The organism is Kitasatospora mediocidica KCTC 9733 (assembly GCF_000744225.1).
Lineage (GTDB): Bacteria > Actinomycetota > Actinomycetes > Streptomycetales > Streptomycetaceae > Kitasatospora > Kitasatospora mediocidica.
This window is the reverse complement of the sequence record NZ_JQLN01000005.1, coordinates 2,327,132-2,346,577: the sequence shown is the minus strand read 5'-3', so window position 1 is coordinate 2,346,577 and position 19,446 is coordinate 2,327,132. Positions and strand designations below refer to the sequence as shown.

The following is a 19,446-nucleotide window of genomic DNA, read 5'->3' as shown; positions in this document are numbered from 1 at the left end:
CCGGCCGACGACCGGGGGCACGAGTGAGTGCAGGGGTTTCAGCCCGCTCGGAGAGCAGCCGCCTTCGGGTACTTCGCGGCGCTCGTCAACCGGTCGGCAGAGTCTGCGAAATGACCTATCCCCACCGCGACACCCGCCGACCCCCTCCACTCGGCTCCGGGCATACGTGCCATCAGCGGTGTTCCTTCGTGCGGGAGTTGGGGCCGGCAGACTACCTGCGCCGGACCCGCGGCGAAGACGATCTGTCCAGTGACCTGGTAGTACCCCGATCCGGGCACGAACTACCGGACCGGATTGACCGATTTGTCACCGGAGTTCACCGAGCGCCCCACCCCGCCACCGCCAACTCACGCCGCCAGCAGGGCGAGCACCTCTCCCAGTGAGCCGAGCAGTCCGGTCGCGCCCGCCGCCGTGAGGCGGGCGGGGTCGGTGAGGGCGGCGTAGCCGTAGACGTCCATGCCGGCCGCGCGGGCGGCCAGGACGCCGTTGCGGCTGTCCTCGATCACCAGGCAGCGCCCGGGGTCGACGCCCAGTGTCCGGGCGGCGTGCAGGAAGAGGTCGGGGGCGGGCTTGCCGACGCCGACGTCCTGGGCGCTGAAGATCCGCTGCTCGGGCAGGTAGCCGCGCAGTGCGGTGAGGTCGAGGGCGGTGCGGATCCAGCTGTGGTGGGCCGACGAGGCCAGGCAGTACGGCACGGCGTGTGCGCCCAGCGTCTTGAGCAGCTCCCCGGCGCCCGCGACCGGCGTCAGCTCGGTGGCGAAGGCGGCGAACACCCGGGCGTGGAAGTCCTCGTCGAAGCCCGCCGGCAGCGCGGCGCCGTACCGCTCGGCGATCACGTCGTGCACGGTGTGCGCGGCGCAGCCCATGAAGTCGCGGTAGGAGTCCGCCTGCGTGGTCGGGTAGCCCAGCTCGGTCAGGTACTCGGCCAGCACCCGGTTGGAGATCGGCTCGCTGTCCACCAGTACGCCGTCGTTGTCGAAGATCACCAGGTCGTAGTCCACGGCGGTCACTTCCCGCCCGAGGCGAGCTCCTGGGAGCGGTTGCGGGCCGCCTCCAGCGCGCCGAGCAGGGCCGCCCGCACACCGTGGTTCTCCAGCTCGCGGATGGCCGCGATGGTGGTGCCGGCCGGCGAGGTGACCGCCTCGCGCAGCTTGACCGGGTGCTCGCCGGAGTCGCGCAGCATCACCGAGGCGCCGACCGCCGACTGGACGATCAGGTCGTGCGCCACCTGCCGGGGCAGGCCGAGCAGGATGCCCGCGTCGGTCATCGCCTCGACCAGGTAGTAGAAGTACGCCGGGCCCGAGCCGGACAGCGCGGTGGCCGCGTCCTGCTGCGCCTCGGGCAGCCGCAGCGCCTTGCCGACCGACTGGAAGATCTCCTCGGTGCGCACCAGGTGCTCCTCGCGGGCGTACGAGCCGCCGGAGATGACGCTCATGCCCTCGTCGACCAGGACGGGCGTGTTGGGCATCACCCGGACCACCGGGGTACCGGCCGGCAGCCGGGCCTCGAACCAGCGGGTCGGGATGCCCGCCGCGGCCGAGATGACCAGCCGGTCGGCGGTCATGTGCGGGCCCAGCTCCTCGATCAGGGTGCCCATGTCCTGCGGCTTCACGGCGAGGATCAGCGTGTCGGCGAGCTTGGCCGCCTCCCGGTTGGTGGTGACGCCCACCCCGTACTTCGCGGCCAGCTCGGCGGCCCGCTCCGGACGGCGCGCGGTGACCAGGACGTCCGCCGGATCCTTCCCCGCCCGCAGCAGCCCGGAGAGCAGGGCTTCACCGATCTTGCCGGTACCGAGGAAGGCGATCCGCTGGGCTTGGACGGCGCTGCTGGTCATGGCGTGGGTCTCCTTGATCATCGCGGCGGTGCTGGCCACATCCTCGCACCCGGGGCCGCCGGGAGCGGGGTGCGTCCGCTCTGCGGACCCGCACCGTCCACCACCCCGCCGGGGCGATCACCCGGGTGATCGCCCCGGCCATCGCCCAGTAGGGGAAAACTCGGGGGTTACCCCTATGGCTTCAGGGACCGCCGAGGAGCACGGTGGAGATATGGCACACGGAGATTTGTCGCGGAGTGAGAACCGGCAGCTGGCCGTAGCGTCGACGGCCCTCGGGTCGTGGCGGGTGGGCGCGGCGGTCGGTGCGGTGGTGGGCGCTGCGGCGCTCGGGGTCGACGTCCTGACCGGGAGCTGGTCGACGAGCATCCTGGCCGGGCCGGCCGGGCTGGCGCTGTTCTTCTTCTTCCTGGTCGGCACGGTGGGCGGCCAGCTGCGCAAGGACACCGGCGACCGGCGGCTGCGCCGCTGGGCGGACGCGCACCCGTGGAAGGCGGCACTCCCCGCGAGCGGCGCGCTGCTGGTGCTCAACACGCTGGTGCTCAGCATCCTCGGGGACTGGGGGCTGATCGGCGCCTTCTTCACCTCGCTGCTGCCCGCCGGGGTGCTGCTGGTGATCGCCGGCGTAGTCGGCTCGGTCAAGGGCGCCCGCAAGTAGGACGCGAGCAGGTCCGACCGGCCGCAGGCACGGAACCGGGCGGGGCGTTCCGGGCAAGTGGGTCCCAATCGGCACAGATTGATCACCCCGGGCGCACGATTCCGCCTCCCGGCGATCGAACCGTGCGCCGCCATCTGCATACTGACGGCGTGCCGATAGCCGAAGACCCCGATTTCCCGCCGCCCTCCTCCGAGCAGGAGCAGGAGCCGGACCCGTTCGCCGGGCTGGTCCTGGACGACGATTTCGTCAAGGCGGCCGCCGTCAAGGAGCAGTCCGGCCGCGCCCGGCACCTCGCCGCGAAGTGGAAGAACAACCCGCCCGAGGAACCGCAGCCGTGGCGCCCGCCGACCGAGATCCGGCGCGGGCGTTTCGACCGCAAGGCGAAGCGGGTCGACGCCTGGGGCAATCCCGTCCGCCGGTCGAAGCGCAACTGGCAGACGCCGGTCTTCGTCCTGCTGGCCGCCTCGGTGGTGCTGGCCGGGCTGAACGTCGACCGGCTGCACACCTGGTACGACACCCACATCGGCGCGGGCCCCGGCAACGGCGGCACCGCGGGCGCCCCGATGAGCCCCAAGCCGATCACCACCCAGGCCCCCGAGACCGCAGCCCCGAGCGCCGCGCCCTCCACCGAGGCCCCCGACAACCCGACCGTGGACCACCCGTGGGCCGGCTCGCCGGCCCTGGCGTGGCCGGCCGGGGCGGACGGCATCGCGCTGCCGCCGGGTCAGGCCACCGGGACGTTCGGGGCGGACGAGGTCACCGCGAAGCTCCAGCTGGTGAAGGCCTTCCTGGTCGCGTCCAACCTGGACCCGGCGGTCGTGGCCGGCGGCAGCCCGCAGGCGGCGCTGGGCATGCTGGACCGCCAGGAGCGCGACACGGCGACGGCGGCGCTCGCGCACCCCTCCACGGACCACGACCCGACCATCTGGTTCAGCCGGTTCAACCCCCGCACCGCCGTCCCGGCCGGTGACGTGGTCAAGGTCCAGGGCCACACCAGCTTCGAGAGCGACGGCGACCACGGTCTGCTGGTGCACACCGACTACACCTTCGTCTACGCGCTGGTGCCGGGCCCCGACGTGTACTGGCCGTCGGCCGCCCCCTCGCCCTCCCCGCAGGGCGGCGGCTCGGGCGGCGCCGGCGGCGGAACCCAGTCGGTCGGCTGGCTGCAGCTGAAGGGCAGCACCGAGGTCACCCGCGACATCGTCCGCCGCGAGCAGGACTTCCGGTTCGCGGACCCGGCCCGGTACGACGTCGACCCCACGAAGCTGGAGCTCGGCAAGGGCTACAGCGACATGGGCAACAACTACTGCCAAACGGGGGACGGCTGGCTGGAGCCGACATTCCCGCAGACCGACGCGGGCGGCGGCCGGGAGGCGCAGACCGGGCCGACCAGCGACCCGTACGACCACAGCAAGCCGCTGCCGGAGAATGACAAGTGCGGGACCATCAGCCGCAGCTGATTCAGCCCTTGCGCCGCTTGCCCGGACGCCCCGCGCGGCCGGTCGAGCGGCGCTCGTGCCGCTCCACGGCGCGCTCGTAGCGGGCCCGCCGGACAGCCTCGCCGGGGGCCTCGGTGAGGCTGCGCAGGAAGTACGCCGCCGCCGCGCCCACGCAGCCGATCAGCCAGACCGCGCCGAGCGACTTCTCCTCGGCCATCCAGCCGGTGAGCGCGTCGCGGCCCTCGGAGAGCTGCTTCCAGTTGCGCAGCGCCGCCAGGCACGAGCAGACCGCGATCGCGCCGATCAGCAGTCCGTTGACGAACCCGCCGGACTTGGACAGCTGCACCCCGCTGACCGCGAAGCGCAGCACGAACGCCCCGGCGAGCACCGTCAGCAGCGCCCCGACCGGAACGAGAGCGCGCCGCAGCCAGTAGTCGCGCCCGCGGTCCACCCAGCTGGTGCCGAAGAAGCGGATGGGTTCGGGCGCGGGGGCGGTGCGGTCGTCGGTCACGGGTCCGATTATCACCCGCGCAGCGGAGGAAACCGGAGCCCGGACCGACCGACCTGCCGGGCTCAGCCCAGCTTGCTGATGTCGCGCACCGCGCCCCGGTCGGCGGAGGTGGCCATCGCCGCGTACGCCCGCAGGGCCTGGCTGACCTGCCGCTCACGGTTCTTGGGCCGGTAGCCGCCCTCGGCTTCCAGCTTGAGCCGGCGCTCGTGCAGCTCCTCGAAGGAGACCTCCAGGCTGACCTTGCGCCCGGGGATGTCGATCGAGATGACGTCGCCGTCCTCGACCAGCGCGATGGTGCCGCCGGACGCCGCCTCGGGCGAGGCGTGGCCGATCGAGAGGCCGGAGGTGCCGCCGGAGAAGCGCCCGTCGGTGATCAGCGCGCAGGCCTTGCCCAGGCCGCGGCCCTTGAGGAAGGAGGTCGGGTAGAGCATCTCCTGCATGCCGGGGCCACCCTTGGGACCCTCGTAGCGAATCACCACGACGTCGCCCTCCTTGATCCGCTTGGTCAGGATGGCGTCGACCGCGTCCTCCTGGGACTCGACCACCACGGCCGGCCCGCTGAACGTCCAGATCGACTCGTCGACGCCGGCCGTCTTCACGATGCAGCCGTCCTCGGCGAGGTTGCCGTAGAGCACGGCCAGGCCGCCCTCGACGGAGTAGGCGTGCTGGACGCTGCGGATGCAGCCGCCCGCGGCGTCGGTGTCCAGCGTCTCCCAGCGCTCGGACTGCGAGAACGCGGTGGCCGAGCGGACGCAGCCGGGGGCCGCGTGGAACATCTCGACGGCCTCCGGGGACGGCGAGCCGCCCCGCAGGTCCCAGGTCTTCAGCCACTCGTCGAGCGAGCCGGAGTGCACGGTGTGCACGTCCTCGTTCAGCAGCCCGCCGCGGTACAGCTCACCGAGGATCGCCGGGACGCCGCCGGCCCGGTGGACGTCCTCCATGTAGTAGTTGCCGTTGGGCGCGACCTTGGACAGGCAGGGCACCTTGCGCGAGATGGCGTCGATGGCCCGCATGTCGAAGTCCACCTCGGCCTCCTGCGCGGCGGCCAGCAGGTGCAGGATCGTGTTGGTCGAGCCGCCCATCGCGATGTCCAGCGCCATCGCGTTCTCGAACGCGGCGCGGGTGGCGATGTTGCGCGGCAGGACCGAGTAGTCGTCCTGGTGGTAGTGGCGCAGCGTGATGTCGACGATCGTCCGGCCGGCGTCCTCGTAGAGGTCCTTGCGGGCGGTGTGGGTGGCCAGCACCGAGCCGTTGCCGGGCAGCGCCAGGCCGATGGCCTCGGCGAGGCAGTTCATCGAGTTGGCGGTGAACATGCCCGAACAGGACCCGCAGGTCGGGCAGGCGTTCTCCTCGATGATCGCGATGTCCGCGTCGGAGACGTTCTCGTTGACGGCGTCCGAGATCGCGTTGACCAGGTCGAGCTTGCGGACCGTGCCGTCCACCAGGGTGGCCTTGCCGGCCTCCATCGGGCCGCCGGAGACGAAGACCACCGGGATGTTGAGGCGCAGCGCGGCCATCAGCATGCCGGGGGTGATCTTGTCGCAGTTGGAGATGCAGATCAGGGCGTCCGCGCAGTGCGCGTTGACCATGTACTCGACCGAGTCGGCGATCAGGTCGCGGGAGGGCAGCGAGTAGAGCATGCCGCCGTGGCCCATCGCGATGCCGTCGTCCACCGCGATGGTGTTGAACTCGCGCGGGATGCCGCCGGCGGCCTTGATCGCCTCGGAGACGATCCGGCCCACCGGCTGGAGGTGGGTGTGCCCCGGGACGAACTCGGTGAAGGAGTTGGCGACCGCGATGATCGGCTTGCCGAAGTCCTCGCGGGCTACACCGGCCGCCCGAAGAAGCGCCCGGGCGCCTGCCATGTTGCGTCCGTGGGTGACCGTACGGGACTTCAGCTCGGGCACTGGGCTCCACTCCTTCGGTGGCTCTGCGCGACCCGCCACGAGCGGGCCGCCGTAACACTCGAGCCTACGCCCCGGTCCCGCCTGCCGGACAGCGCGTCCGGATGGCGGTCAGCCGCACTTGACCGCCACCGTGAGGTCCACCGAGTACGGCTCGACGACCTCGCCGTCGGGGAACACCTCCAGCAGCGCGGCCCGCTCGGCGGCCAGCACCGGCCCCTTGCGGTCCTCGTCCAGGACGGCGAAGTAGGACTTGGACCGCAGATCGGTGATCACGTCGTCCACGGTGAGCCGGCGCTCCCAGCGCAGCTCGGTGCGGGACACCTCGAACGGGTAGTCCCCCAGCGCCTCGATGACCACGTTCATGGCGCCGTAGTAGTGGTACGAGGGCAGGGCCGCGGTCAGCCGCTCCTCCTGCGCGCGCAGCCAGCCGACCGAGCGGTCCTTGAGGTTCCAGATCAGCGCCAGCGCGCCGCCCGGGCGCAGCACCCGCAGCGCCTCGGGGATCGAGCGGGCCGGGTCGGTCCAGTGGAAGGCCTGCGCGTAGGTGATCAGGTCGGCGGTCGCGTCGTGGAACGGCAGGTCGTTGCCGTCCCCCTTGACCAGCGCGATCCGGGGGCTGACGGCGTGCAGCCGGGCGGCCATCCCGGCGCTCGGCTCGACGGCCGTCACCCGGGCGCCGCGCTCGTGCAGCAGCCGGGTGGCGATGCCGGTGCCGGCGCCCACGTCCAGCACGTCGGCGCCCTTGAGCGGACGGCCCGTCAGGCGCTCGATCGCGTCGAACACCGCGGCCGGGTAGGACGGCCGGGCCCGGTCGTACTCGGCGGCGACGGCGCCGAAGCTCGCCGCGTGCGCCTGCAACTGGCTGTCCGTCACCGTCGGCCTCCCGAAGTCGTCGTGGTCCTGTCAGCGTACGCGCGTAGCGCTGGCGAGATGGAGCCGGGTGAAGGCCAGCGCCTCGGCGAGGTCGGACTCCCGCTCGGCCGGCGACCCGGAGCGGCGGGTGTTGACCTCCAGCACCACGTGGCCGCCGAATCCGGTGCGGGCGAGGCGTTCCAGCAGCTCGGCGCAGGGCTGGTTGCCGCGGCCGGGGATCAGGTGCTCGTCCTTGCCGGACCCGGAGCCGTCGGCGAGGTGGACGTGGGCCAGCCGCGCGCCCATCCGGTCGACCATCTCGAAGGCGTCGATCCGCGAGGTGGAGACGTGCGAGAGGTCGATGGTGAAGTGCCGGTACTCCTCGTCGGTGACGTCCCAGCCGGGGGCGTAGGCGAGCATCTCGCGGTCGCGGTAGCGCCAGGGGTACATGTTCTCGACGGCGAACCGGACCTCGGTCTCGTCCGCCATCCGGTTGATCCCGCGGACGAACTCCCGGGCGTACTGGCGTTGCCAGCGGAACGGCGGGTGGACCACCACGGTGTCCGCGCCGAGCTTCTCGGCGGCTGCCCTGGCCCGCACCAGCTTGGTCCACGGGTCGGTGGTCCAGACCCGCTGGGTGATCAGCAGGCAGGGCGCGTGCACGGCCAGGATCGGCAGCTGGTGCTTGTCGGAGAGCGCCCGCAGGGCGTCCAGGTCCTGGCTGACCGGGTCGTTCCAGACCATCACCTCGACGCCGTCGTAGCCGAGCTTGGCCGCGAGCTCGAAGGCGATCGAGGTGCTCTCCGGGTAGACCGAGGCGGTGGAGAGGGCGACCTTGGTGTCGGGGACGTGCAGCGCCGGGTGCCGCGGCAGGACGAGCCGGTCGGTGGTGCGCAGCAGTGGGGCGGGGCGCTCGCTCCCGGCCGCCTTGCGGATCGCGCGCCTGCGCACCGGCCGGGGCGGTCTGGGTGGTTTGGCCGCGCTCGCGCCGCCCATCCGCGCCGCGCGGCGCGGGCCGCGGGCGCGCTCCTCGCCGTCCGGCTCTTCGTCCTCCGGTCCGCCTGCTCGCACCACGGGGACAGCGTATGCGGCCCGCGCCCCCGGCGGGGATCCCGGCTAGCCGTTCTGCGCGGCCAAGGTGTCCAGCCGGCGCAGGATGATGCCCTCCCGCAGCGCCCAGGGACAGATGTCCAGCTCGTCGAGGCCGAACAGGTCCATCGCCGCGTCGGCCACCAGCGCGCCGGCCAGCAGCTGCTTGGCCCGGCCCTCGGAGACGCCGGGGATCCGGGCCCGCTCGGCCACCGTCATGGCGGACAGCCGGGGCACCCAGGCGGACAGCCCGGAGCGGGTCAGCCGTCTGGTCACCAGCAGGCCGGCCTCGGCGGGAGCGGCGCCGGTCATCCGGGCGAGCTGCTTGAAGGTCTTGGAGGTGGCCACCGCGTGGTCCGGCGGCCCGAGCCGGGCGACCTCGCCGACCACACCGGCGATCTCGGCCCGGATGTGCCGGCGCAGGTCGCGCAGCCGCTCGGGGTCGGCGACCTCGTCGGGCAGCCAGCCGGCGGTGAGCCGGCCCGCGCCCAGCGGCAGCGAGAAGGCCGCGTCGGGCTGCTCGTCCAGGCCGCAGGCGATCTCCAGCGAGCCGCCGCCGATGTCCAGGTCCAGCAGCCGGCCGGACGACCAACCGAACCAGCGCCGCACGGCGAGGAAGGTGAGCCGCGCCTCCTCCTCGCCGGAGAGCACCTGCAGCTCGATGCCGGTCTCGTCCTGCACCCGCTTGAGCACGGCCTCGCCGTTGGCCGCCTCGCGCACCGCGGAGGTGGCGAACGGCAGCAGGTCGACCACGCCCTTGTCCTCGGCCACCCGGATCGAGGAGGCGATCATGCCGATCAGCAACTCGATGCCCGCCTCGCTGATCGCCCCCTGCGCGTCGAGCAGCTCGGCGAGCCGCAGCTCCGCCTTGTGCGAGTACGCGGGCAGGGGGGCAGCACCGGGGTGGGCGTCCACCACGAGGAAGTGGACGGTGTTGGAACCTACGTCGAGCACACCGAGTCGCATAATTCACCACGCTACGGCACCCGACCTGAGGAAATCCCGCGTGTTCGATTGCCCGTCGAGCGGCAGCGGAGGAGGCTGTTCACCGAACGCCCCGTCCATCACCTTGGGAGAAGCCGGACATGACGATCAGTCACCGCCTGCTGGGCAGCGGCGAGCACCAGGTCATCGTGCTGCACGACTGGTTCGGTACCAGCGCCGGGTGGGGTCCGTTCCTCGACTGCCTCGATCCGGCGGCCTTCAGCTACGCCTTCCTGGACTACCGCGGCTACGGCGACCGGGCCGACGTCCCCGGCGAGTACACGGTGGCCGAGATCGCCCAGGACGCGCTGGCGCTGGCCGACCAGCTCGGCTGGCGGACCTTCTCGCTGGTCGGCCACTCGATGGGCGGCAAGGCGGTGCAGCGGGTGCTGGCCGAGGCGCCGCACCGGGTGCGCAAGCTGGCCGGGATCGCCCCGGTGCCGGCCACCGGCTTCCCCCTGGAGGGTGACGCGTACGACCTGTTCCACGGCGCCGCGGAGCAGCCCGCCAACCGCCGCGCCATTCTCGACATGGTCACCGGCCACCGCGCCGGCGCCGTCTGGCTGGACCGGATGACGGCGCAGTCCGTGGCACTCTCCCGCAAGGAGGCCTTCGCGGCCTACCTGACCGACTGGAGCACCCAGGACTTCGCCGCCAAGATCACCGGCAGCACCCTGCCGGTGCGGCTGTTCGCCGGCGAGCACGACGCCGCGCTCTCGGAGGCGGTGCTGCGGGCCACCTGGCTGCCGCACTACCCCCAGGCCGAGATCGAGGTGCTGCCGGCCAGCGGGCACTACCCGATGTACGAGGTGCCGGTCGCCTTCGCCGCCGCGCTGGAGGCCTTCCTGCGGTGACCCGGCGGCGGCCGTGCTGTGTCTGCCTCGATGCCCGCTTCGCGCAGGGCCTACCCTTGCCGGGTGGCAGCCATCGACATCCCCACCCCCAAGCTCAAGACCAAGGTCAAGAAGCCCGGTCCCGAGGTCCCGCTGGACTTCCCGCGCGCCTGGGTCGAGTTCGCCGACCCCGCCGACGAGGAGCAGGTCTTCCGCTGCGACCTGACCTGGCTGACCTCGCGCTGGACCTGCATCTTCGGTCGCGGCTGCCACGGCATCCGTCCGGGCCGCGGCGCCTCGGACGGCTGCTGCACGCTGGGCGCGCACTACTCGGACGAGGACGACGAGAAGCGCGTCACCGGCCACGCCGCCCGCCTCACCCGGGAGACCTGGCAGCTCTTCGACGAGGGCACCGACGAGAACGGCAAGCTCGTCATCGACGGCGGCATCACGATGCTCGACGAGGACGGCGACCGGCAGACCCGCCGGGTCGACGGCGCCTGCGTCTTCCTCAACCGCCCCGGCTTCGCGGGTGGCGAGGGCTGCGCCCTGCACACCCTGGCGCTGGCCGAGGGCAAGGAACCGCTGGAGACCAAGCCGGATGTCTGCTGGCAGCTGCCGGTCCGCCGTACCTACGACTGGATCGACCGCCCCGACGACACCCGCTACCTCCAGGTCACCATCGGCGAGTACGACCGCCGCGGCTGGGGCCCGGGCGGTCACGACCTGCACTGGTGGTGCACCGGCAGCCCCGAGGCGCACGACGGCCCCGACCCGGTCTTCGTCAGCTACCGGCCCGAGCTGACCGAGCTGATGGGCCCCCAGGGCTACGCCGTGCTGGCCGAGCTGTGCGAGCAGCGGATCGCCGCCAAGGGCGACCGCAGGCTGGCGCCGCACCCGGCCGACCCGAAGCCCAAGGCCAAGAAGAAGTAGCGCCGCCCGGCGGGCCGCCGCGCCCGAGGCGGCGGCCTGAGACCGGTCGGTCTTACTTGTCGATGTCCCCGACGACGAAGAACATCGACCCGAGGATGGCGACCATGTCGGCGACCAGGGTCCCGGGCAGCAGCTCGGTGAGGGCCTGGATGTTGTTGAAGGACGCCGAGCGGAGCTTGAGCCGCCACGGCGTCTTGTCGCCGCGCGAGACCAGGTAGTAGCCGTTGATCCCGAGCGGGTTCTCGGTCCAGGCGTAGGTCTCGCCCTCGGGGGCCTTGAGCACCTTGGGCAGCCGCAGGTTGACCGGTCCGGCCGGCAGGCCGGCCAGCCGGTCCAGGCAGGCGTCGGCCAGGTCGAGCGCGTTGACGGTCTGCTCCAGCAACACCTCGAAGCGGGCCAGGCAGTCGCCCTCCTCGCGGGTGACCACGGTCAGCACGTCGCGCAGCTCCCCGTACGCGAGGTACGGCTCGTCGCGGCGCAGGTCGAAGTCGACGCCCGAGGCGCGCGCGATCGGGCCGCTGATGCCGTACGCCTTGACGTGCTCGGCCGACAGGACGCCGACGCCGGCCGTCCGGGCCCGGAAGATCTCGTTGCCGAGCACCAGGTCCTCGAAGACCGGCAGCTGGGCGCGGACGGTGGCCACGGCGGTCCGGACCCGGCCGAGCCAGCCGGCCGGCAGGTCCTCCTTGAGGCCGCCGACCCGGTTGAACATGTAGTGCATCCGGCCGCCGCTGGCCTCCTCCAGCACGTGCTGGAGCTCCTCGCGCGAGGTGAAGGCGTGGAAGACGGGCGTGATCCCGCCGAGCTCCAGCGGGTAGGAGCCGAGGAACATCAGGTGGTTGAGGACCCGGTTGAGCTCGGCCAGCAGGGTGCGCACCCAGACCGCCCGCTCGGGGACCTCCATGCCGAGCATCCGCTCGACGGCCAGCACCACGCCCAGCTCGTTGGCGAAGGCGGAGAGCCAGTCGTGCCGGTTCGCCAGCATGATGATCTGCCGGTAGTCCCGCGCCTCGAAGAGCTTCTCGGCGCCGCGGTGCATGTAGCCGATCACCGGCTCGGCCTCGACGATGCGCTCGCCGTCCAGCACGAGTTTGAGCCGCAGCACGCCGTGCGTGGACGGATGCTGCGGGCCGATGTTCAGCACCATGTCGGTGGCGGTCTGCTCCGCCCCGGCACCGATGCCGACCGTGGTCTCCCTGATGCTCATGGGGTCAGAGTCTGCCATCCCGAGAGGCCTCGCAGGCTGTTCGGTATCGGAATTCGGACGGCCTGCACCAGCCAGCCGAAGTCGCCAAGGCCGCCGACGGAGGTCAGTTCGGCGGCCTCACCTGCGGCGCCGAGCGCGCGGAGGTAGCCGACGGGGTCGCTCGACGCGAGCGCGAGCGGGGGGCGTGCGCCGTCCACCCCGAGGGCCCTGAGCGCCTCGCGCTGCGTCGTCCACAGGGTGTGGACATCCGCGGCGCCGCGCACCGCCGCCGAGTCCAGCGCCACATGGGCGGTCAGGTCGCAGCTGCCGTCCGGGACCGGGCGCACCTCGCGGCCGGCCCGGAAGCCGGTCAGCGACCCGAAGACCGGCCGGTCCGACTTCTCGTGCGCGTAGTCCACCGCGACCGCGAGACCGCGCTCCAACGAGCCCACCGCGGCGGCCCAGGCCGCGTCGCGCGGGCCGCCGAGCTCCACCCGGGGCGCGTCGGACGGCCACCAGCGGGCCGCCCAGGCGGCGTCCTCGGCGCTCAGCGGCGGGCCCGGCCGCTCCTCCCCCGCGGGCGACACCTCGACGTAGCGCAGCCGCCCGTCCGGGTCCGGCTCGGCGACGTCCAGCGGCACGTTGTCCAGCCACTCGTTGGCGAAGAGCAGACCCACCGCCCCGCGCGGCGGCTCGGCCGTCCAGCGCACGCCGTCCGGCAGCCCGTCCGGCCGCGCGGCCAGCTCGACCCCGTACGCGCGCAGCCGTCCGGGCAGCAGCCCGGCCAGCGCGGACACCAGCTCGCCACGCCCGGCGCCGACGTCGACCAGCGCGAGCTCCGCCGGGTGGCCGAGCGCCTCGTCCACCTCCAGCAGCAGCCGGCCGACCGCCTGCGCGTACTGGCGCGAGGCGTGCACCGAGGTCCGGAAGTGCCCGGCCGGCCCCTCCGGGCTGCGGTAGAAACCGCCGTCCGTCCCGTACAGGGCCTCCTCCATGGCGGGCCGCCACCGCATCCAGCTCATGCCCGTGACGGTACCGGGCTCCGACCTGCGGACGAGAGCGGATCGCCCTCCCGGCGGACGGGAGCAGGCCTTTCGACTGCCTAGGCTGGTCTGGTGCATCGACTCAACGCCTGGCTTCGCGGACACCCCCTGGTGGTCGATGGCGGCTGGGCGCTGCTCGTGCTCTCCTTCGTCGCCCTGTCCGCCATCGACTACCAGAACTCGCTGCTGCCCGTCGCCGCCTTCGGGCTCACCCTCGGCGGACTCATGGTGGTGCGCCGGCGCTGGCCGAACGCGACGGTGGTCGCCGCCCTGGTGCTCGGGCTCGCCCAGGTGCTGCTGAACGTGCCGCCGGACGCCTCGTCCATCGCCTACCTGGTCTTCGTCTACACCGGCGCGGCCTTCGGGGCGGCCTGGGCGTCCCGGCTGGCGCTGGCCGGCGGTCTGGCGGCCGGACCGCTCACCTACCTGCGGTTCCAGGGCGACGCCGACCAGCACGGGAGCACCACCAAGGCCGTCTTCTACGCTGTTCTGCTCTCCACCCCCTTCATCCTCTGCTGGGCCTGGGGGCGCCTCACCCGGGTGCGCCGCGCCTACCTGGTGGAGCTGGAGGACCGGGCCGCCCGGCTGGAACGCGAGCGGGACGCCCAGGCCAAGGTGGCGGTGGCCGCCGAGCGGGCCCGGATCGCCCGCGAGCTGCACGACGTGGTCGCGCACAACGTCTCCGTCATGATCGTCCAGGCGGACGGCGCCGCCTACGTGCTCGACAACTCGCCGCAGCAGGCCAAGGAGGCGCTCGGCACGATCGCCTCCACCGGCCGCCAGGCGCTGGTGGAGATGCGCCGGCTGCTGGGCGTGCTGCGCACCTCCGACGCGGCCGGGGAGTACCTGCCGCAGCCCAGCGTCGAGGAGCTGCCCGACCTGCTGGACCAGGTCCGCACCGCCGGACTGCCGGTCGAGTTCACCAGCACCGGCGAGGTCCGCGAGCTGCCGCGCGGCGTCGAGCTGACGGTCTACCGGATCGTCCAGGAGGCGCTGACCAACGTCCGCAAGCACGGCGGCCCCGGTGCCAGCGCCCGGGTCGCGGTGGATTTCGGGGACCGCGACCTCAACGTGCTGATCGAGGACGACGGCCGGGGGGCCACCGACGAGAAGCTGGCCCACGGCGGAGTGGACGGCCTCGGGCATGGTCTGATCGGCATGCGCGAGCGGATCGGCATGGTCAGCGGCAGTCTGGACGTCGGCCCGCGCCCGGGCGGCGGCTTCCGGATCCGCGCCGTCCTCCCCCTGAAGACCGGCAAATAGGAGAACCATGACCATCCGCGTGATGCTCGTCGACGACCAGGAACTGCTGCGCACGGGCTTCCGGATGGTGTTGCAGTCGCAGGGCGACATCGAGATCACCGCCGAGGCGGGCGACGGCGCCCAGGCGCTGGAGGTGCTGCGGCACACCGAGGTCGACGTGATCCTTATGGACGTCCGGATGCCGCGGCTGGACGGCGTCCAGGCCACCCGGCGGATCTGCCTGGCCGCGGACGGCACCCCGCTGCACGAGGCGCCGCGGGTGCTGATCCTGACCACCTTCGACCTGGACGAGTACGCCTTCGCCGCGCTCAAGGCCGGGGCCAGCGGCTTCCTGCTCAAGGACGTGCCGCCGACCGAGCTGGTGGCCGCGATCCGCTCGGTGCACGCCGGGGACGCGGTGGTCGCCCCCACCACCACCCGCCGCATGATCGACCGCTTCGCCGAGGTGCTCCCGGTCACGCACACCGCCGGCACCCCGGCCGTCCTTGACCCGCTGACCGACCGCGAGCGGGAGGTGTTCCTGCTGGTGGTCCAGGGCCTGTCGAACGGCGAGGTGGCCGCCCGGCTGGGCCTCTCCGAGGCCACCGTGAAGACCCACGTGGGCCGCATCCTGGCCAAGCTGAACCTGCGCGACCGAGTGCAGGCCGTGGTGCTGGCCTACGAAGCCGGGCTGGTCCGGGCCGGTAGCTCCGACTGAGCGGACCCGCCAGGGCCGTACCATGGTGCGGTACGTCTGGTACCCGTAGAGGACTGGAACGCGAACCGTGGACACACCCGACCTGTTCGACCCCGCCGCCGGGGACCCGGCCGGCCGTCCGGCCCGACTCGCCGTCGGCGTGGTGGGGACGGGCCGGGTCGGCCCCGCCCTCGGCGCCGCCCTGCAGCTGGCCGGCCACCGGGTGGTCGCCGCCTCCGGCGTCTCGACCACCTCCCGCCGGCGCGCCGAGGCCCTGCTGCCGGGCGTCCGGGTGGTGACGCCGCCGCAGGTGCTGGCCGCCGCCGACCTGGTGCTGCTGACCGTCCCCGACGATGTCCTGCCGGACCTGGTGGCCGGGCTGGCCGCCACCGGCGCGATCCGCCCGGGCCAGCTCCTGGTGCACACCTCCGGCGCGATGGGCGTCGCCGTACTCGAACCCGCCACCCGGGCCGGCGCGCTGCCGCTGGCGCTGCACCCCGCGATGACCTTCAGCGGCACCTCGGTGGACGTGGCCCGGCTGGCCGGCTGCCCGTTCGGGGTGACCGCCCCGGACGAGCTGCGCCCGGTCGCCGAGGCGCTGGTGGTGGAGATGGGCGGTGAGCCCGAGTGGGTGCCCGAGGACGTCCGCCCGCTCTATCACACGGCCCTCGCGCACGGCGCGAACCACCTGGTCACGCTCGTCGCCCAGGCGCTGGAGCTGCTGCGGACGGCCGGTGTGGCCGAACCCGGCCGGCTGCTCGGCCCGCTGCTCGGCGCCGCGCTCGACAACAGCCTGCGCTCCGGCGACGCCGCGCTCACCGGCCCGGTCGCCCGCGGCGACCTGGGGACGGTCCGCCGTCACCTGGAGCAGCTCAGTACGGTGTCCCCGGACATCGATCAGGCCTACCGGGCGATGGCCCGCGCCACCGCCCAGCGCGCGGTGGCCGGCGGGAGTCTCGCCGCGGACTCCGCGGCCGCCCTGCTGGCCGTCCTCGACGAGGAGGTCAAGCGGTGACCGCGCCGCCCTCGGCCACCGCCGACGTCGTCCCACTCGGCTACCGTGACGGCCGCATGACCGGTTTTCCCCAGCCCTCCGGCTGGACCCAGCGAAGGAGTGCATGACATGGCGGGCAAGACCCAGCGCGGCAAGCAGGCGACCCAGCCCCGCAAGACCGCCCTGACCCACACCATCGCCGACTTCGAGCCCGCCTTCTGGCCGGACGAGCAGCCGGTGGACAACGCCGTGGTGATGACCATGGGCGCCCTGCACGAGGGCCACGCCGCGCTGATCCGGGCGGCCCGCAAGGAGGTCGGCGCGGACGGCCGGGTCGCGGTGACCGTCTTCGTCAACCCGCTGCAGTTCGCGGCCGGCGAGGACCTGGACCGCTACCCGCGCACGCTGGCCGCCGACGTCCGGCTGGCCGAGGAGGCCGGCGCGGACGTGGTCTTCGCACCGCTGCCCGAGGAGGTCTACCCCAACGGCGAGCCGCAGGTGCGGATCACCGCGGGCCCGATGGGCGAGCGCTTCGAGGGTGCCAGCCGCCCCGGCCACTTCGACGGCGTGCTGACCGTGGTGGCCAAGCTGCTGCACATCACCGACCCGGACTTCGCCTTCTTCGGCGAGAAGGACGCCCAGCAGCTGGCGATCGTCCAGCGGATGGTGGCCGACCTGGACTTCGACGTGGAGGTCATCGGCGTCCCGACCGTCCGCGAATCCGACGGCCTCGCGCTCTCCTCGCGCAACCGCTTCCTCTCCGAGGACGAGCGCGCGCGGGCGCTGACGCTCTCGGCCGCCCTGTTCGCCGGCCGGGACGTCGCCGCCCAGGGCCCGAAGGCCGTCCGCGCGGCCGCCGCGGCCGTCCTGGACGCCGCGGAAGGCATCACCCTCGACTACCTGGCCCTGATCGACCCCGACGAGTTCGTCGAGGCCCCGGACGACTTCCAGGGCGAGGCGGTGCTGGCCGTGGCCGCCACGGTAGGGTCCACCCGCCTGATCGACAACGTTCGCATCATCGTCAGGTAGCACAGCATCGTTTCGACAAGCACCGCCGTAGTAGGCATGCACTCACCTCTGGAGGCGTGACCAATGCTTCGCACCATGCTCAAGTCCAAGATCCACCGTGCCACCGTCACCCAGGCCGACCTGCACTACGTCGGCTCGGTGACGGTGGACGAGGACCTGCTCGACGCCGCCGACCTGCTCCCCGGTGAGCTGGTCCACATCGTCGACATCAACAACGGCGCCCGGCTGGAGACCTACACGATCGCGGGCCCGCGCGGGACCGGCGTGATCGGGATCAACGGCGCCGCGGCCCGCCTCGTCCACCCGGGCGACCTGGTGATACTCATCGCCTACGGGCAGATGGACACCGCCGAGGCCAAGTCGTACCGGCCCAAGGTGGTCTTCGTGGACGCCGACAACCGGGTCACCGGAACCGGCGCGGACCCGGCCGAGGCCCTGCCGGGCACGGACACCGTCCGCGGCGACGCCGTCCACGCCCTCTAAGCAGCAACCTCCGGCAGCCGCCGGATCGCAGACCGGAGCAACACCATGCCAGTGACCCACCGCCTCACCGCCCCCGCCCCGGGTTGGACCGCCACCACCGACGTGGTCGTGGTCGGCTCCGGGGTGGCCGGCCTGACCGTCGCGCTGGGCGTCCGCAAGGCCGGTCTGCGGGTGACGGTGGTCACCAAGGCGATGCTGGACGACGGTTCCACCCGCTGGGCCCAGGGCGGCATCGCCGCCGCCCTGGGCGAGGGCGACACGCCCGAGCAGCACCTCGCCGACACCCTGGTGGCGGGCGCCGGGCTCTGCGACGAGGAGGCCGTGCGCTCCCTGGTCACCGAGGGGCCGGAGGCCGTGCGGCACCTGATCGCCACCGGCGCCGCGTTCGACCAGGACGCCGACGGCGAGATCCTGCTGACCCGCGAGGGCGGCCACCACCGGCGCCGGATCGCGCACGCGGGCGGCGACGCGACGGGCGCCGAGATATCGCGCGCCCTGGTCTCGGCGGTGCGCAGCGACCCCGGCCTGGAGCTGATCGAGCACGCCCTCGTGCTCGACCTGCTCACCGACGCCACCGGCCACGCGGCCGGCCTGACACTGCACGTGATGGGCGAGGGCCAGCGCGACGGCGTCGGCGCGATCCGGGCCCGCGCCGTGGTGCTGGCCACCGGCGGCATGGGCCAGGTCTTCTCCGCCAGCACCAACCCGGCGGTCTCCACCGGCGACGGCGTGGCGCTGGCGCTGCGCGCCGGCGCCGAGGTGACCGACCTGGAGTTCATCCAGTTCCACCCCACCGTGATGTGGCTGGGCCCGGAGTCCGAGGGCCAGCAGCCGCTGGTCTCCGAGGCCGTCCGCGGCGAGGGCGCCCACCTGGTGGACGCCGCCGGCACCCGCTTCATGGTCGGACAGCACGAGCTGGCCGAGCTCGCCCCGCGCGACATCGTCGCCAAGGCGATCACCCGGCAGATGCAGGCGCAGGGTGCCGACCACATGTACCTGGACGGGCGGCACTTCGGCGCGGCGATGTGGGAGGAGCGCTTCCCCACCATCCTGGCCTCCTGCCGCGCGCACGGCATCGACCCGGTCGAGGGGCTGATCCCGATCGCCCCGGCCGCGCACCACGCCTCCGGCGGCGTCCGCACCGACCTGCACGGCCACAGCACCGTCCCGGGCCTGTACGCCTGCGGCGAGGTGGCCTGCACGGGCGTGCACGGCGCCAACCGGCTGGCCTCCAACTCGCTGCTGGAGGGCCTGGTCTTCGCCGAGCGGATCGCCGCCGACCTGGTCGAGCGGTACGCGGCCGGCCGGCTGCCGGAGCGCTCGGTGGACGTCCCGGCCGCGTACGCCGCCCGGCCCGTCCCGCTGCCCGCGCCCGAGGCCCGGGCCGAGATCCAGCGGCTGATGACCAACGGCGCGGGTGTGCTGCGCTCGGCCGCGAGCCTGGCCGGCGCCGCCGAGGGCCTGGCCGCACTGGGCCGCGCGGCCGCCGCGCAGGCCGCCGAGGAGAAGCCCGCCGACCCGCGGGTGGAGACCTGGGAGGCCGCCAACCTGCTGCTGGTCGCCGCCGCCCTGGTGGCCGCGGCCGAGCTGCGGGCCGAGACCCGCGGCTGCCACTGGCGCGAGGACTTCCCCGAGCGGGACGACGCGCGGTGGCAGCGCCACCTGATCACCACCCTGGACGCCGTCTCCGGCACCCCCGCAGTAGCACTCAACAGCACTTCCGAGGAGCAGTAAG

19 protein-coding genes are annotated in these 19,446 nt (G+C 73.2%); 10 read left to right on the top strand and 9 right to left on the bottom strand.

The features are described from left to right. Nucleotides 1–347 precede the first annotated feature (347 nt). Together BS80_RS24480 and proC are read right to left on the bottom strand one after the other, a co-directional pair. Nucleotides 348–1,001 carry an HAD family hydrolase gene (locus BS80_RS24480; RefSeq protein ID WP_035802739.1) on the bottom strand — a complete coding sequence of 218 codons (654 nt, stop codon included), beginning with the start codon at nt 999–1,001 and terminating at the stop codon, nt 348–350. Nucleotides 1,002–1,006: 5 nt separating this feature from the next. Next, the gene (gene proC, locus BS80_RS24475) at nt 1,007–1,834 is read right to left on the bottom strand and encodes a pyrroline-5-carboxylate reductase (RefSeq protein ID WP_035802737.1); all 828 of its coding nucleotides are present in this window, start codon (nt 1,832–1,834) and stop codon (nt 1,007–1,009) included. Nucleotides 1,835–2,045: 211 nt separating this feature from the next. Here proC and BS80_RS24470 point away from each other — a divergent pair, with 211 nt between their 5' ends. Both BS80_RS24470 and BS80_RS24465 read left to right on the top strand, forming a co-directional pair. Next, complete coding sequence (locus BS80_RS24470) at nt 2,046–2,489, top strand: hypothetical protein (RefSeq protein WP_157536551.1); 444 nt, start codon at nt 2,046–2,048, stop codon at nt 2,487–2,489. A gap of 149 nt (nt 2,490–2,638) precedes the next feature. Next, the gene (locus BS80_RS24465) at nt 2,639–3,949 is read left to right on the top strand and encodes an SCO2583/SCO2584 N-terminal domain-containing protein (RefSeq protein ID WP_051966994.1); all 1,311 of its coding nucleotides are present in this window, start codon (nt 2,639–2,641) and stop codon (nt 3,947–3,949) included. A gap of 1 nt (nt 3,950) precedes the next feature. Here the strand turns inward: BS80_RS24465 and BS80_RS24460 are convergent, their stop codons facing one another. From BS80_RS24460 to BS80_RS24440, 5 genes are all read right to left on the bottom strand, one after another. After that, nucleotides 3,951–4,439: a hypothetical protein gene (locus BS80_RS24460; RefSeq protein ID WP_051966993.1), complete on the bottom strand. Its 489-nt coding sequence runs from the start codon at nt 4,437–4,439 to the stop codon at nt 3,951–3,953. A 62-nt stretch (nt 4,440–4,501) separates the two neighbouring features. Next, on the bottom strand, nt 4,502–6,346 hold the full coding sequence (gene ilvD / locus BS80_RS24455) for a dihydroxy-acid dehydratase (protein WP_035800670.1): 1,845 nt from the start codon (nt 6,344–6,346) through the stop codon (nt 4,502–4,504). A 108-nt stretch (nt 6,347–6,454) separates the two neighbouring features. Beyond that, the gene (locus BS80_RS24450) at nt 6,455–7,219 is read right to left on the bottom strand and encodes a class I SAM-dependent methyltransferase (protein ID WP_035800667.1); all 765 of its coding nucleotides are present in this window, start codon (nt 7,217–7,219) and stop codon (nt 6,455–6,457) included. A 30-nt stretch (nt 7,220–7,249) separates the two neighbouring features. Next, nucleotides 7,250–8,053 (bottom strand): sugar phosphate isomerase/epimerase family protein, encoded by an 804-nt coding sequence (locus BS80_RS24445; protein WP_232246651.1) that lies wholly within the window; start codon nt 8,051–8,053, stop codon nt 7,250–7,252. Between the two features lie 261 nt (nt 8,054–8,314). Next, complete coding sequence (locus BS80_RS24440; protein WP_035800665.1) at nt 8,315–9,253, bottom strand: Ppx/GppA phosphatase family protein; 939 nt, start codon at nt 9,251–9,253, stop codon at nt 8,315–8,317. Nucleotides 9,254–9,372: 119 nt separating this feature from the next. Between BS80_RS24440 and BS80_RS24435 the strand changes: the two genes are divergently transcribed. Together BS80_RS24435 and BS80_RS24430 are read left to right on the top strand one after the other, a co-directional pair. Beyond that, nucleotides 9,373–10,125, top strand: a complete 753-nt coding sequence (locus BS80_RS24435; protein ID WP_035800663.1) for an alpha/beta fold hydrolase — start codon at nt 9,373–9,375, stop codon at nt 10,123–10,125. Nucleotides 10,126–10,155: 30 nt separating this feature from the next. Then, nucleotides 10,156–11,037, top strand: coding sequence for a hypothetical protein (locus BS80_RS24430; RefSeq protein WP_051966992.1), 882 nt, complete (start codon nt 10,156–10,158; stop codon nt 11,035–11,037). A 52-nt stretch (nt 11,038–11,089) separates the two neighbouring features. Here the strand turns inward: BS80_RS24430 and BS80_RS24425 are convergent, their stop codons facing one another. Both BS80_RS24425 and BS80_RS24420 read right to left on the bottom strand, forming a co-directional pair. Further along, nucleotides 11,090–12,238: an NADH-quinone oxidoreductase subunit D gene (locus BS80_RS24425; RefSeq protein ID WP_035802729.1), complete on the bottom strand. Its 1,149-nt coding sequence runs from the start codon at nt 12,236–12,238 to the stop codon at nt 11,090–11,092. Nucleotides 12,239–12,240: 2 nt separating this feature from the next. After that, on the bottom strand, nt 12,241–13,245 hold the full coding sequence (locus tag BS80_RS24420) for an SAM-dependent methyltransferase (protein ID WP_035800662.1): 1,005 nt from the start codon (nt 13,243–13,245) through the stop codon (nt 12,241–12,243). A 93-nt stretch (nt 13,246–13,338) separates the two neighbouring features. On the opposite strand from BS80_RS24420, the gene BS80_RS24415 reads away from it, so the two are divergent. The 6 genes from BS80_RS24415 (at nt 13,339) to BS80_RS24390 (ending at nt 19,445) form a co-directional block, all read left to right on the top strand. Next, nucleotides 13,339–14,529, top strand: a complete 1,191-nt coding sequence (locus tag BS80_RS24415; RefSeq protein ID WP_035800661.1) for a sensor histidine kinase — start codon at nt 13,339–13,341, stop codon at nt 14,527–14,529. 7 nt (nt 14,530–14,536) lie between these two features. Beyond that, a complete protein-coding gene (locus BS80_RS24410; RefSeq protein ID WP_035800659.1) occupies nt 14,537–15,226 on the top strand; it encodes a response regulator in 690 nt (229 codons plus the stop codon). A 67-nt stretch (nt 15,227–15,293) separates the two neighbouring features. Further along, nucleotides 15,294–16,220, top strand: coding sequence for a Rossmann-like and DUF2520 domain-containing protein (locus BS80_RS24405; RefSeq protein ID WP_408607421.1), 927 nt, complete (start codon nt 15,294–15,296; stop codon nt 16,218–16,220). Between the two features lie 108 nt (nt 16,221–16,328). Then, nucleotides 16,329–17,228: a pantoate--beta-alanine ligase gene (gene panC, locus BS80_RS24400; protein ID WP_035800657.1), complete on the top strand. Its 900-nt coding sequence runs from the start codon at nt 16,329–16,331 to the stop codon at nt 17,226–17,228. A gap of 63 nt (nt 17,229–17,291) precedes the next feature. Then, a complete protein-coding gene (gene panD, locus BS80_RS24395; protein WP_035800654.1) occupies nt 17,292–17,711 on the top strand; it encodes an aspartate 1-decarboxylase in 420 nt (139 codons plus the stop codon). 45 nt (nt 17,712–17,756) lie between these two features. Beyond that, nucleotides 17,757–19,445, top strand: a complete 1,689-nt coding sequence (locus tag BS80_RS24390) for an L-aspartate oxidase (protein ID WP_083975158.1) — start codon at nt 17,757–17,759, stop codon at nt 19,443–19,445. Nucleotide 19,446: the final 1 nt, after the last annotated feature.

What these genes read in the sequence shown, in the direction of transcription:
- BS80_RS24470 (WP_157536551.1), top strand. Translation starts at nt 2,046, where the DNA reads ATGGCACACGGAGATTTGTCGCGGAGTGAGAACCGGCAGCTGGCCGTA.
- BS80_RS24390 (WP_083975158.1), top strand. Translation starts at nt 17,757, where the DNA reads ATGCCAGTGACCCACCGCCTCACCGCCCCCGCCCCGGGTTGGACCGCC.
- BS80_RS24410 (WP_035800659.1), top strand. Translation starts at nt 14,537, where the DNA reads ATGACCATCCGCGTGATGCTCGTCGACGACCAGGAACTGCTGCGCACG.
- panC (WP_035800657.1), top strand. Translation starts at nt 16,329, where the DNA reads ATGGCGGGCAAGACCCAGCGCGGCAAGCAGGCGACCCAGCCCCGCAAG.
- BS80_RS24420 (WP_035800662.1), bottom strand. Translation starts at nt 13,245, where the DNA reads ATGAGCTGGATGCGGTGGCGGCCCGCCATGGAGGAGGCCCTGTACGGG.
- panD (WP_035800654.1), top strand. Translation starts at nt 17,292, where the DNA reads ATGCTTCGCACCATGCTCAAGTCCAAGATCCACCGTGCCACCGTCACC.
- BS80_RS24430 (WP_051966992.1), top strand. Translation starts at nt 10,156, where the DNA reads ATGCCCGCTTCGCGCAGGGCCTACCCTTGCCGGGTGGCAGCCATCGAC.
- BS80_RS24440 (WP_035800665.1), bottom strand. Translation starts at nt 9,253, where the DNA reads ATGCGACTCGGTGTGCTCGACGTAGGTTCCAACACCGTCCACTTCCTC.
- BS80_RS24435 (WP_035800663.1), top strand. Translation starts at nt 9,373, where the DNA reads ATGACGATCAGTCACCGCCTGCTGGGCAGCGGCGAGCACCAGGTCATC.
- proC (WP_035802737.1), bottom strand. Translation starts at nt 1,834, where the DNA reads ATGACCAGCAGCGCCGTCCAAGCCCAGCGGATCGCCTTCCTCGGTACC.